This window comes from Streptomyces sp. NPDC058221 (assembly GCF_042882365.1).
In the GTDB taxonomy this organism is placed as follows: domain Bacteria; phylum Actinomycetota; class Actinomycetes; order Streptomycetales; family Streptomycetaceae; genus Streptomyces.
In genome coordinates, this window is record NZ_JBHVWF010000083.1 from 1 (window position 1) to 12,904 (window position 12,904).

Genomic DNA, 12,904 nt, shown 5'->3' on the forward strand with positions numbered 1-12,904 from the left:
CGGCCGCGGCCCCCTACACCCCCCCCCGCGGCCCCTACCACGCGGCGGGGGGGCGGCCCGTTTACACTCAACGGGGGCCCCCGCCCTCGGCGGTTGGGCAGTGAGCCGACAATGAACCGACCACGCAGTTGCGGGCCGCTCCCCCTGAAGAGGCGCGGCCCGCAACTGTTCCTGCGGCTCCCGGACGGGTCCCTGGCTAGCTGTCGCCGTCGGTGAAGTAGTTCTCCAGCCCGGGCACCTTGAGCGTGCCGCCGAACTGGCCTGCCTGGATCACCGTCACATTGGTGAAGAAGGCGAACGGCACGTTGATCGGCGGCGGGGTCTGCGGGCTGAACGTGATCGGGATGAGGCCGAAGAGGTTGCCCTTCAGCTCCTCCGTGTACATCGTCACCGTGCCGTTGCGGATCGTGGACGTGGAGCCCTTGTCCGACGTCACGTGGCCTGTCTTGCCCAGCGGGCCGACCGTCTTCTGGTGGAGGTCCTTGATGTCGACGGAGGAGGCGGTGAACTTCAGCACCTTCTTCGTGCTGCCGTCACCCTTCTCCACCTCGACGATGCCCTTGTAGTCGAGCCCGCTCAGGGTGAGCAGCGAGCTCTCCAGGACCCACGGGTCGTTCGGGAGGCGGGGTATGCCCTGCTCCAGATCGGCCGCGGCCAGTGCCTTCGGGTCGGCGGTCGGGCACGGGAAGGAGGGCTTGGCGCCGTCCGGGATGTCCTCGTCCTTCTTGGGGTCGAGTCCCTTGACGTCCTTGTCGAGCTCCTCGACCGGCTTGCCCGCCTTCCCGGCCGCCTCGCGGATGGCGGCGGCGGTCTTGTCGGCCGTGTCCTTCGCCGCGTCCGTGGCCTTCCCGACGGGCTTGTCGGCCGCCTTGTCGGTGGCCTTGTCCGTCGCCTTGCCGGTGTCGCTCCCGGACGGCTTCGGGGACGCGGTGGTGGCGCTCGGGGACGGGCTCGCCGTCTCCTTGTCCGGTCCGTCGAAGAGGTCCTTGAGGGCGTCGCCCACTCCCAGCGGGTCGAGGGGGTTCTTCGACTTGGTGGGTGAGGGGGTCGCGCTCGGCGTCGAAGCCGGGGCGTCGTCGCTCTTCTTCTTCGCCGAGTCGGCCGACGCGTCGTCCGATGCGCTCGACGACGGCGTGGCCGAGGGCTTCGGGGTTGCCCCGTCGCTCTCGTCCGGCGTGGCCTTGTCCGTCGTGGAGGCGGACGGGGACGGCGACTTGGTGGCCGATGCCGACGGATCCGCCGACTCGCTCGGCTCGTCGGAGCGGGTCACGCACGGGCCGGGCGCGAAGGGGACGTCCGTGTTGTCGTCCGCCATCGCCAGCTTCGGGGTGAGGCCCATCCCGACGAACACCGCGGTCGGCATGGCGGCGAGCGCGAACGCCTTCTTGCCCGCGGGCATGTGGAGCTTCGTCAGCAGCGACTTCCTGGGGGCGGCGTGGCGCGGCCCTCTTCGCTCCTGGAGCCCGCTCTCGTCCAGGGCGTCCGCCTGATTGTCGTCACCCCGCACGATGCCTCCCGCCGTCGACCTCAACTGTCGTGTCGTACTTCGCCGGCTCCTGCTGCGGCACGGCGCTCCCGTAGAGGGCGCCCCCCGGGTGTTCGGCGGTCTGCTCGTCCTTCGCGAAAGAGAGACCGTCCGGTGCGGCTTCCGCAGGAACTCCCTCGGTCTGCGCAGCCCCGACCGCCTCGGGGGCCGCCGGCGCCCAGGAGATGGAGAGTGCGCCACCGAGCAGGGAGAGGAGGAAGCCGATCAGGAAGCCGCCGATGTTGGCGACGGGGATCGATATCAGTGCGAGCAGGATCGCGGCGACGCCCGCGAACACCCGGACGATGTGGTGGAACCACATCGTCAGGCCCAGCGTGATCAGCAGGACTCCGATGATCAGGGATCCCGCGCCCGCGGTGGTGGACATCGCCAGCGTCATGTTGCCGAGGTGCATGTTCGCGTACGGGAAGTACGCGATGGGCACACCGCCGAGAATGGTGAACAGACCCGCCCAGAACGGCCGGTTACCCCGCCAGGTGCGGAAGCGTCGCCGGTAGACGCGGAGGTAGTGCTCGTTCTGCCCTGTGGATTCGGGGCTCATGGAAAACAGCTCCCTGGAACCGGTACTGCTGTGAGAAGAAGAGAAGGGTGGGTGGCCAGAAGCGCGTCGCGCATGCCCCCGGCCACCCGGGCGAGTGCTTAGTAGCACTCCTTGACGCCCTTGTGGAGCGACAGCTTCAGGTCAGGAAGCTTGAAGGTGCCGGCCGTGGTGGCCCACGCCTGCTGCTGGACGTGCGACAGCTTGGCCTCCTCGGCCCGCTGCGAGAACCCGTAGGGGTTGGCCTGCGTTCCGGGCTGGATGCCCGGATTCTTCAGCGAACCGGCAGCGACGCCGATGTCGATGTTCTTGAACTCGGCATCCGCGCCGAGCTTCGACACATCGAGGTACAGGTCCTTGGCGTAGACCTTGTCCTTGCCGGTACCCGCCTTCAGCTCCAGCGTGACGCTGCCGAGACCGAACGGCAGGTCGGGAGTGACGACCGACTGGCACATGTTGCTGATGGTGGCTTCGCTGAACCCGGACACGGCGACCGGGGCCGCCTGGTCCTTGCCCTTGAGGTCCTTGCCGCTCGCCACGCTGCCGTACTGCACGAAGTCCTGGCCGACCAGCTCATCCGCGCTGACCTTGAACTCCTGGCCGGACACGCTGAACGATGCCGCGAGGGCGCCCTGTGCGAGGCCGACACCCACAGCGGCGGTGGCTATGACGCTCGGCACCATGACGACAGCGAAACGCTTCCATCTCGTGCCACCGCGAACCTGGGAACTCATTCTTGTCCTCCTTCTCGGACGTACATCTCCGGCCGGGCATCCTGCCCGACCTGGGATGGGAGAAGTGCTACGTCCTCGGAAAGGAGAGCGCCCGCAAACGGAGGCGTGAACCGCGCCCGAATCACCGGCGATCACCCCCGAGCGACAACCACTGGCCACGCGTTCGCGCAACCTCTTCGAACAGGCCCTGCGGTTGAGCAGGTACCCCCCTGTCCGGAGCCGACGCCACTGCCGCCGACCCACTCGGTGGGGACCCAACGGAGCCGCCGCACCGACTGGCAGCCGGACTGGCGTTATTGGACCGAGCGTGGCCGATCGTGGTCCATTCGCGGCCGTGACACAAGGGGGTTCGTTACTCGCTGGTAACGGCCCGATAACCCACCCACGACCGGGCGGCACCGACCGGCCACACAGGGTTGCCCCGGCCCTGCAGACGAACCACGGCATTGACGCCCGAAATCGGACAGATCCCAGTGCGTGATTTACTCCGAGTAACAGCCGGTTGTTTTATCAAGATTTGGTAAAACGCGGGCCTGTCTTATCGTCCGCTCGCGAAAACGGCCGCGACTCCCGGTGGGAGTCGCGGCCGTGTTGTCAGATCAGAACAAGACGCGGGCGAGGGCCGTGCGTGCGGCGCCGACCCGCGGATCGTCGGGGCCGATCACCTCGAACAGCTCCAGCAGCCGCACCCGCACCCGGTCGCGGTCGTCACCGAAGGTACGGCGGACGGTCTCGACGAGCCGGCCGAACGCGTCCTCGACATGACCGCCCACCAGATCCAGGTCGGCGGCGGCGAGCTGGGCCGGCACATCGGCCGGCTTCTCGGCGGCGTCCTTGCGGACCTGCTGCGGGTCCGTCTTCTGGACCCGGGCCAGAAGCTCCGCCTGAGCGAGGCCGAGCTTGGCCTCGCTGTTGGCCGGCTCGTCGGAGAGGACGTTCTTGTACGCCTGGACGGCGCCGGCGAAGTCATTGGCGTCCAGCGCCTGCGCGGCCGCCTCCAGAAGGGCGTCGTACGGGCCCGCGGGCATCGGGGCGGGCTCCTGCGCGGCCGACTCAGGGGCTTCCGCCTCCTGGTCGACCACGATGCCGGTGAGTCCGAACCGCTCCTCGCCGACCTGGATCAGCTGATCCAGCGTCTGACGGATCTGGGACTCGGGCGCCGCGCCCTGGAAGAGCGGGAGCGCCTGCCCGGCGACGACGGCGAAGACCGCCGGGATGCCCTGGATGCCGAACTGCTGCATCAGCATCTGGTTGGCGTCGACATCGACCTTGGCCAGCACGAACCGGCCGTTGTACTCATGGGCCAGCCGCTCGAGGAGCGGCCCCAACTGCTTGCAGGGCTCACACCACTCGGCCCAGAAGTCGATGACGACCGGGACTTCGGCGGAGCGCTGCAGAACGTCGCTCTCGAAGCCCGCCTCATCGACGTCGAACACGAGGGAGGAAGGGGGTACGGCGGCGGGACCACCCTGCCGGGCGGTCTCGGCACGGGCCTGCTCCGCCTTCACCTTGGCCTCACCGGCCGCCTTCACCGCGGCGAGGTCGACGACGCCGCTCATGGACATGTTCCTAGGCTGCATACGTACATCCTCCCCCCTTGGCGCACCGATCCGGCAAGCGATGGACGAACCGCGCCCGTCCGCACCCCCCGCCGGTGTGCGAGGTGTACGGACGGACACGGCCCGAGGGCCCCTGAAAGGCCCGGTTCGGCACCCGGTCCCCACCCGGCGCCTGTGGTTGTTGTTCGCTCGTGGCGTCACGACGGCTGACCGTCGTCCTTACGCTACGACCCGTAGCGTAACTGGCCCCCACCCCTGATGCACAGGAGTGTCCGGTGATCTGTCTCACGGTGAACGGGGCCGGTCGCTTCTAGCTACTGGCGGGTATGGTCACGGCATGCTGAGCCGCAGCCACCCCAAACCCGCACGAACGGGACGTCCGCGCAATGCCGCGGCCGATGAGGCGATCCTTGAGGCGACCAGAGCCTCGCTGGTCGACCTCGGCTGGTCGAAACTGACGATGGGTGATGTGGCGACGCGGGCCGGGGTCGCCAAGACCACGCTGTACCGGCGCTGGGCGGGCAAGAACGAGCTGGTCGTGGACGCGGTCGCGGTCCTCTTCGACGAGCTGGAGCTGCCCGATCTGGGCAGCCTGTCCGCCGATGTGCAGGCGGTGGTGCTGCAGTTCGCCGCGCTGCTGGAGCGGCCGGAGACCCAGACCGCGCTGATGGCGGTGGTCGCGGAGTCGACCCGCGACGAGGCGCTGCGGACCAGGATCCGCGACTCGATCGTGGACCGGCAGAAGCGCCTCGTCCTCCAGGGCCGGCAACGGGCCCAGGAACGCGGCGAGTTGCCCGTGGAGCAGGACGATGCCACGGCTGCCCTGACCGCGGATCTGATCTTCGATGTGATCGCCGGCGCGGTGGTGCACCGGGCACTGGTGAGCGCCGAGCCCGTCGATGCCGACTGGGCCCGGCGCTTCACCCTGCTGCTCCTCGCGGGGCTGGGTGCGGCCGCCGCGGGATAGCGGTTCCCGGACTACTTCTGCCAGGCACAACTGCCCAGCGTGGCCTTGCCGGCGGAGACCAGCCGGTCCGCCCGCTCCGGCGCCATCAGCGCGGTGTGGTCGCTGTGGCAGACCACGGTCCGGTCCCCGTGTCCGGCCAGGTCCACCAGGATCTGGTCCCAGTGGCGGTACTGGACGTCATGGGCGGAGTCGGCGTACGTACGGACCACCGGCTTGACCGGCAGCGCCTCGCGCCAGGTGGCGAGGGTGGCCGGCGGCACGGTGGTGTCCTTGTCACCGCCGTACAGGTAGACGGGCGCCTTCAGCTTCGACAGGTCGGGGCCGGGGCGCTCGCAGTAGAGCTTCTGCTCGTGCACCTGCGGGGCCGGATCGGACTTCTGGCCGCGCTGGTTGTACGTACGGGCCCCCTCCTCGTACGCGGTGTCGGCGAAGCCCGGGATGGACTTGACGGCACTGTCGTCGGGGAACGCCCACCAGGAGCGCGGGTCGGCGATCGAGTCCTTGACCGCGTCGGCGAGCGCGTCGTCGCTCAGACCGCAGTACGCGGCCTTCTCGCCGTACGGCGGGAGCGCGGCGGCCAGATGGAGGGCCTTGACGCGGTCCGGGGCACGGGCGGCGAGCTCGGCGGCGTACGGGCCGCCGCCGGAGATCGCGATCACCGAGACCTTCTTGACGCCGATCCGGTCCAGGACCTCCAGGGCGTCCTTCGCGAAGTCGGCCTTGCCCAGGGACGGGTCGTACTCCGTGTCACCGAAGCCGTTGCGCTCCACGGAGATCAGCCGGAGGCCGAACGACTCCCGGGTGGAGCGGAAGAAGTCCGTCATGTGCGCGGCCCGCGCGCTGGTTCCGGTGCCGCCGATGTAGAGGACCGGGGTGCCGCCCCGGCGCCCCTCGTCGATGTAGTGCGCGGTCCGGCCGGTGGAGAGCTTCGCCGCCTTCACGTCCGGGCCGAGCGAGTCGAAGGTGTCCTGCACCCTCGGCTTCGGTGCCGGTGCGGCGCTGACCGCCGGCACACCGCTGACCAGCAGCGTTCCGAGTACGGCCAGTGCGGCGCCGGCGGCCGCGGTGATTCTCCCGGACAGTCTCACGGTGTTCCTCCAGGGGGTACGAGTATCGCGGCTGCGCCTACCCGCACCCCTGGAGGTGACACCTGTAACTACCAACTGTCCGTCAGAAGCCGGGCGGCTCCGTGTAGGTGCCCCACTCCTCGCGCAGCACCCCGCAGATCTCACCGAGGGTCGCCTCGGCCCGTACGGCGTCCAGCATCGGGACGATCATGTTGGAGCCGTCGCGGGCGGCGGCCAGCATCGCGTCCAGCGCGGCGCCCACCCGGGCGTCGTCGCGGCCGTTCTTGCGGCCGGCGAGCTCGCTGACCTGGTCGCGCTCGACCTCGTGGCTGACGCGCAGAATCTCCAGGTCGCCGGTGACCGAGCCGTGGGCGACGTTGACGCCGACGACCCGCTTGTCGCCCTTCTCCAGGGACTGCTGGTAGCGGAAGGCGGACTCGGCGATCTCGCCGGTGAACCAGCCGTCCTCGATGCCGCGCAGGATGCCGGAGGTCATCGGGCCGATCGGGTGCTGCCCGTCCGGGTGGGCCCGGGTGCCGCGCTCCCTGATCTGCTCGAAGATCTTCTCGGCGTCCGCCTCGATCCGGTCGGTGAGCTGCTCCACGTACCAGGAACCGCCCAGCGGGTCGGCGACGTTGGCGACGCCGGTCTCCTCCATCAGCACCTGCTGGGTGCGCAGGGCGATCTCCGCGGCCTGCTCGGAGGGGAGCGCGAGGGTCTCGTCGAGGGCGTTGGTGTGCAGGGAGTTGGTGCCTCCCAGAACGGCGGAGAGCGCCTCGACGGCCGTCCGTACGACGTTGTTGTACGGCTGCTGGGCGGTGAGCGAGACCCCGGCGGTCTGGGTGTGGAAGCGGAGCCACTGCGCCTTGTCGGTCTTCGCGCCGTACGTCTCCTTCATCCAGCGGGCCCAGATCCGGCGGGCCGCACGGAACTTGGCGATCTCCTCGAAGAAGTCGAGGTGGGCGTCGAAGAAGAAGGAGAGGCCGGAGGCGAAGGCGTCGACGTCGAGCCCGCGGGAGAGACCGAGCTCGACGTAGCCGAAGCCGTCGGCGAGGGTGTACGCCAGCTCCTGCGCGGCCGTGGCTCCGGCCTCGCGGATGTGGTAGCCGGAGACGGAGAGCGGCTTGTAGGCGGGGATGTCGCGGGCGCAGTGCTCCATCAGGTCGCCGATGAGGCGCAGGTGGGGCTCGGGCTGGAAGAGCCACTCCTTCTGCGCGATGTACTCCTTGAAGATGTCCGTCTGGAGCGTGCCGTTGAGCACGGCCGGGTCGATGCCCTGGCGCTCGGCGGCGACCAGGTACATGCAGAAGACGGGCACGGCGGGACCGCTGATCGTCATCGACGTCGTGACGTCACCGAGCGGGATGCCGCTGAAGAGGACCTCCATGTCGGCCGCGGAGTCGATGGCCACTCCGCAGTGGCCGACCTCGCCGAGCGCGCGGGGGTCGTCCGAGTCGCGTCCCATCAGGGTCGGCATGTCGAAGGCGACACTGAGCCCGCCGCCGCCGGCGGCCAGGATCATCTTGTAGCGCTCGTTGGTCTGCTCGGCGTTGCCGAAGCCGGCGAACTGGCGGATGGTCCAGGTGCGGCCGCGGTAGCCGGTCGGGTGGAGCCCCCGGGTGAAGGGGTACTCGCCGGGCCAGCCGATCCGCTCGAAGCCCTCGTACGAGTCCCCGGGCCGGGGACCGTACGCGGGCTCGACCGGATCCCCGGAGAGTGTGGTGAAGTCCGCGTCACGCTTGCGGGCCTTGTCGTAACGGGCCTGCCAGCGTTGGCGGCCTTCCTCGATCGCGTCAGCGTCCATGCGTACAAATTTACTAGGACGTCCTAGTAAATGTCGATGCCAAACCGCCCGGCGCTTTCGCACGGGGCGGTTCGGCCGGACTCCGTCAGGCCTTCGCGGGGACCGGGGCGGCGTCCGTGAGCAGCGGCTCGACCTCGCGGACGACCTTGCGCTCGACGAAGAACGCGGCCGTCGGAATCGTGCCCGCGATCAGCACCCAGAGCAGCTTGCCCATCGGCCACTTCGCCTTGGATCCGAGATCGAAGGCGAAGATCAGGTAGATGATGTAGAGCACGCCGTGGATCTGCGAGACGACGAGCGTCAGGCCCTCGCCGGTGTCGAAGCCGTACTTGAAGATCATGCAGGTGCAGAGCACCAGCAACATGACGGCGGTGACGTAAGCCATCACCCGGTACCGGGTCAGCACGCTGCGTTTCATGCCATCGAGCCTAACCGGACACCCGGGGCGATCTTGCAGCGGGCCGGGGCCCCGAATCCGGACCCCGCCCCCCTTACATCTCCTCGAAGTCCTGGGCGGCGATCCGCAGCGGGCGCAGCAGCGCGAAGATCTCGCCGCACTCCTCGGCGTCGTACGTCCCGAGCCCGAACTCCATCGCGACCAGGTCATCGGTGGCGGCCTCGACGACCTCGCGGCCCTTGTCCGTGATGGAGGCGAGCGTGCCCCGGCCGTCGTTCGGATTGGGGCGCTTGTCGACCAGGCCGGAGCGCACCAGCCGGTCCACGGTGTTCGTGACGGAGGTGGGATGCACCATCAGCCGCTCGCCGATCTTGGACATCGGCAGCTCACCGGCCTTGGAGAAGGTGAGCAGGACCAGCGCCTCGTACCGCGCGAAGGTCAGTCCGTAGGGTTTGACGACCGCGTCGACCTCCGCGAGCAGGATCTGGTGGGCCCGCATGATCGAGGTGATCGCACCCATGGAGGGCACCGGGCCCCAGCGCTGCTGCCAGAGTTCGTCGGCGCGGGCGATGGGATCGAAGGGGAGACTGAGCGGCTTCGGCACGGCATCGACCTTACCCATTGGCCACATGCCGGTCCGCTCCGTCTCGAACTTCGGTCCGAATACGAGAAGCGGGCTCGGTTCTGCGGACCTCCGCGACGAGCAGCAGCAGGCAGAGCGTGCCCACCGCCCCGGCCCCCGCGACCACCTGATGCACCGGGAAGAACTCGGCGGCCAGGCCGGCCAGCGCCATGCCCGCGCCCTGGAGCGTCATCAGTCCGGCGGTGAGCAGGGTCATGGCCCGGCCGCGCAGCTCGTCCGGGACGGCCTCGACGAACCACTGGTCGAGGCCGATGACGTACGCCGACCCCACACCGGCCAGCACCAGCGCACCTGCGCTCAGCACGACGCCGGGCCGCAGCCCGTACAGCAGCAACGGCAGCAGCCCCGCCGCGGCGACCGGCAGCACGATCAGGGAGCGGACGCGCGGGCTCAGCGCGGCGCCCGCGTACAGCTCGGCGGCGATGTGGCCGACCGGCATCGCGCACATCAGCAGCCCGAGCGCGGCGGTGCCCGCGCCGATCTCGTCGGCGTACGGCGCGGCCAGCTTACGGCGCGGCCAGCGCCTCCGGGGCGACGACGAACACCGGAGGCAGCCAGAAGAGCAGCAGCAGGGCACGCATCCGGCGGTCGTCGAGGACCAGCCGGGCACCGGCGAGTGACTCCCTGAGCAGGGTGGCGCCCCGCCCGCCGCCGGTCCGGGCGGGCCGGTCCCCGGTACCGAGGCGGAGCAGGGTGGCCGAGCAGAGGAAGGTGACGACGGTGATGGTGATCGCGCCGCGCGGGGAGACCACCGCCAGCAGCAGCCCGCCCACGCCGAAACCAACGAGCTGCGCGCTCTGCGAGACGATCCGCAGCAGCGAGCGGCCCAGTACGTACAGGTCGTCCTCGCCGAGGATGTCGGTGAGCGCGGCCATCCTGGTGCCGGTGAAGACGGGCGACACCGCGGCCACCAGGCAGCGCAGCACGAGCAGTCCGGCCACGGGGGTGCCCGGCAGCACCATCACGGCGACGCAGCCGGCGCAGATCAGGTCGCAGGTGACCAGGACCCGGCGGGCGGGGTAGCGGTCGGCGATCCCGCTGAAGAGGGTGCCGCCGACGAGGTACGGCAGCATGCCGAGCGCGAAGGTGAGGGCGCTGAGCAGCGGCGATCCGGTCAGGTCGTACACGAGGACGGTGAGCGCGAGTTCACTGACGACGACGCCGAGGAGCGAGAGCAGATGCGCGGCGAAGACGGCGCGGAACTCCCGCACGGCGAAGACCGCCCCGTAGCCGCGTGGGCCGCCCGTCGTCACGGGTGCGTCCGGCGCCCGGAGCGCGGGCGGTTCGCTCGGGTCGGGGGGACCGGCGCGCTCCGGGTGCGGCACCGGGAGAGGGGCCGGTCCGGTGCGGGTGGTGCCCGTGGGGCGCGGAACGGGCGGCAGGACCCGGTGCGGGGTCTGCCGGTCCCGGGGTGGTTCCGGTGCGTCGCGGGGGCCGCCCGTCAGGGGATCGGCGTCTCTCGGCATGGGAGCAGCCTGCGGGGCGCGAGGCCGCTTCCGTAGACTTTCGGCCCCAGCCGAATCTTCCCGAGGCCGCGCATGCCCGTCCAGCTGCATTTCGACGAGACCGATCTGCTGCGCTGCCGCTTCGCGGTCTCACCGCTCTGGGAGACACAGGCCGCCGTGCGGGTGCTGGGGCGGCCCGAACGGCAGGGGTATCACCTGCCGTGGCTGCGCAGGATCCGGGACGGGGCCGCCGGGCTGTCCCTGGAGCCGTTGTGGCTGCTGATGCGGGAGGGCGGCCACAGTCCCGACTTCTTCTGCCCGCCGCCGATCGGGCCGCTCGCCACGTTCGAGGAGGAGATCGCGGGGGTGCGGGCGGTCGATCCGGCGCTGGCCCGGGAGGACATGGTGGCTGCGCTGGCCGACCGGCCCGGAGTGATGGACTCCGCTGCCGGGCGGGCCCTGCTGGCCGATCCCGCCCGGACGGTGCAGGAGCTGGCCGACCTGCTGGAGCGGGCCTGGCGGGTGCTGATCGAGCCGCACTGGCCCCGGCTTCGGGCCCTTCTGGAAGCGGACGTGGCCTTCCACTCCCGTCGGCTGGCCGCAGTCGGCTTCGAGCGGCTGCTCGGCGAGCTCAGCCCGCAGCTGAGCTGGGCGGACTCGACGCTCACCATCGCGCCCACACGCGCCCGCCACTCCCGGGTGCTGGGCGGGCAGGGTCTCGTCCTCATGCCGTCCGTCTTCGCCTGGCCGGACGCCGTCGGCGGTTTCGAAGACCCCTGGCAGCCCGCGGTCATCTACCCGGCCCGCGGCATCGGCGGGCTGTGGACGGAGCCGGGCGGCAGCACACCACACGTGCTCGCGCGGCTGCTGGGCCGGGCCAGGGCCGATGTGCTGTGCGCCTTGGACGAGCCGGCCGGCACCGGCGCGCTCGCCCGCCGGCTGGGCCTTGCGCAGTCCTCCATGTCCGCGCACCTCTCGGTGCTGCGGGCCGCGGGGCTGCTGACGTCGCACCGCTACGGCCACCAGGTGCTGTACGAGCGGACGCCGCTCGGGATCGCCCTGGCCGTCGTGCCCCGGCACGACACTCCGCAGTGACCGGCGGCCCCGGGCCGGGTCACAGACCGAGCGTGCTGAGGCGCTCCTCGTAACGGATGGTGAGGTCCTCGGCCTCCTCGGCCGCCGCGGACGGGTTGTCCCACATGCTGCTCAGCTCGGACCGTACGGCGTCGGGCAGCGCCCGGTAGCGCTCGGTCCAGGTGTCCGCGCCCGGAATCCAGTAGCCGACGACCTTGAAGCGCTCGGCGGGCAGCTTCAGCTCCTTGCGCAGATAGCGGCGTACGTCGCGCAGGGCGTTCGTCTGGCCGGCGACCCACACATAGCCGCCGGTCAGGTCCGTGCCGGGCGGGATCGCGGCGGCGACCAGCTCGGCCAGCCGGCTGGGACCGTGGCCGTTGCCGCCGTGCGTCCGGGCCACCCGGACACCGGGCCGGTCCGGGAGCGGCGGGACGCAGGACGGGTCGGGGACTTCGAGCACGGCCCGGGTCGCGACGCCGTCCGGGGTGCCCTCGATGAGGCGTCCGACGGCGGGCAGACCGCTCAGGTCGGAGACCAGGACCTGCCAGCCGAGGTCGGCCGGGGGGCTGTAGAGGCCGGTGGGCGAGTTGAGGCCGATCACGTCGCCGGGGCGGGCGGCGGCGGCCCAGCCGGACGCGGTCCCGTGACCGTGCAGCACGAAGTCGATGTCGATCTCACCGTCCTCCGGCCGGGCGGCCCGGACGGTGTACGTGCGCACGGGCGCCTCGGGCCGCCCTTCGGGAGTCACCCAGCCGCCGTTGTCCGTCGAGTCGGGCAGGGAGACGTCGGTGCGGTCCGGGCCGTGCGGGAAGAACAGCCGGACGTATTCGTCGCCGACGCCCGTGGAGCGGAACGCGGCGAGGCCCTCGCCGTGGAAGGTGATGCGGGCCATGGACGAGGTGAGCAGCCGGACGCGGGCCACCACGGCGCGGTGAATGGTCATGGGTGCTGCTCCTTCGTGTGCGGTTCGAGTGCGGACGAGGGCGCTGTCCGCGTCGCACTCCGGTTCCGGGCGGCATGCCACGGCCGCACCCGTACATCCCCGGGTGACGCGCCCGGGGGCTCGCCGCAGCATGGACTTAGGTTAGCCTAACCAGCCCAGCAGGACGCCCCCGCCTCCCGGTGGATTC

General features: G+C 70.7%; 11 protein-coding genes and 1 pseudogene. 2 read left to right on the top strand and 10 right to left on the bottom strand.

Annotated elements, in window-relative coordinates; all coding sequences use genetic code 11:
* Positions 1-196 precede the first annotated feature (196 nt).
* From ACFVW8_RS24305 to ACFVW8_RS24320, 4 genes are all read right to left on the bottom strand, one after another.
* The gene (locus ACFVW8_RS24305; protein ID WP_389693364.1) at positions 197-1,507 is read right to left on the bottom strand and encodes a hypothetical protein; all 1,311 of its coding nucleotides are present in this window, start codon (positions 1,505-1,507) and stop codon (positions 197-199) included.
* Complete coding sequence (locus tag ACFVW8_RS24310) at positions 1,497-2,087, bottom strand: DUF6114 domain-containing protein (protein ID WP_389693366.1); 591 nt, start codon at positions 2,085-2,087, stop codon at positions 1,497-1,499. The genes ACFVW8_RS24305 and ACFVW8_RS24310 overlap by 11 nt, the downstream gene beginning before the upstream one ends.
* Before the next feature lie 98 nt (positions 2,088-2,185).
* A complete protein-coding gene (locus ACFVW8_RS24315) occupies positions 2,186-2,818 on the bottom strand; it encodes a DUF6230 family protein (protein WP_389693368.1) in 633 nt (210 codons plus the stop codon).
* A 599-nt stretch (positions 2,819-3,417) separates the two neighbouring features.
* A complete protein-coding gene (locus tag ACFVW8_RS24320) occupies positions 3,418-4,398 on the bottom strand; it encodes a tetratricopeptide repeat protein (protein ID WP_389693370.1) in 981 nt (326 codons plus the stop codon).
* A gap of 316 nt (positions 4,399-4,714) precedes the next feature.
* Between ACFVW8_RS24320 and ACFVW8_RS24325 the strand changes: the two genes are divergently transcribed.
* Complete coding sequence (locus tag ACFVW8_RS24325; protein ID WP_389693372.1) at positions 4,715-5,344, top strand: TetR/AcrR family transcriptional regulator; 630 nt, start codon at positions 4,715-4,717, stop codon at positions 5,342-5,344.
* 11 nt (positions 5,345-5,355) lie between these two features.
* Here ACFVW8_RS24325 and ACFVW8_RS24330 read toward each other — a convergent pair whose 3' ends face one another.
* From ACFVW8_RS24330 to ACFVW8_RS24350, 5 genes and pseudogenes are all read right to left on the bottom strand, one after another.
* Positions 5,356-6,432: an alpha/beta fold hydrolase gene (locus tag ACFVW8_RS24330; protein WP_389693374.1), complete on the bottom strand. Its 1,077-nt coding sequence runs from the start codon at positions 6,430-6,432 to the stop codon at positions 5,356-5,358.
* An 82-nt stretch (positions 6,433-6,514) separates the two neighbouring features.
* The gene (locus ACFVW8_RS24335) at positions 6,515-8,215 is read right to left on the bottom strand and encodes a methylmalonyl-CoA mutase (protein ID WP_389693376.1); all 1,701 of its coding nucleotides are present in this window, start codon (positions 8,213-8,215) and stop codon (positions 6,515-6,517) included.
* An 85-nt stretch (positions 8,216-8,300) separates the two neighbouring features.
* Positions 8,301-8,633 carry a DUF3817 domain-containing protein gene (locus ACFVW8_RS24340; protein ID WP_384129362.1) on the bottom strand — a complete coding sequence of 111 codons (333 nt, stop codon included), beginning with the start codon at positions 8,631-8,633 and terminating at the stop codon, positions 8,301-8,303.
* Positions 8,634-8,706: 73 nt separating this feature from the next.
* Complete coding sequence (locus ACFVW8_RS24345) at positions 8,707-9,216, bottom strand: MarR family winged helix-turn-helix transcriptional regulator (protein WP_389693379.1); 510 nt, start codon at positions 9,214-9,216, stop codon at positions 8,707-8,709.
* A gap of 10 nt (positions 9,217-9,226) precedes the next feature.
* Positions 9,227-10,721, bottom strand: a pseudogene (locus ACFVW8_RS24350) (MFS transporter).
* A gap of 72 nt (positions 10,722-10,793) precedes the next feature.
* On the opposite strand from ACFVW8_RS24350, the gene ACFVW8_RS24355 reads away from it, so the two are divergent.
* A complete protein-coding gene (locus ACFVW8_RS24355) occupies positions 10,794-11,795 on the top strand; it encodes a DUF5937 family protein (RefSeq protein WP_389693381.1) in 1,002 nt (333 codons plus the stop codon).
* Between the two features lie 19 nt (positions 11,796-11,814).
* Here ACFVW8_RS24355 and ACFVW8_RS24360 read toward each other — a convergent pair whose 3' ends face one another.
* The gene (locus tag ACFVW8_RS24360) at positions 11,815-12,717 is read right to left on the bottom strand and encodes a siderophore-interacting protein (protein ID WP_389693383.1); all 903 of its coding nucleotides are present in this window, start codon (positions 12,715-12,717) and stop codon (positions 11,815-11,817) included.
* Positions 12,718-12,904 lie beyond the last annotated feature (187 nt).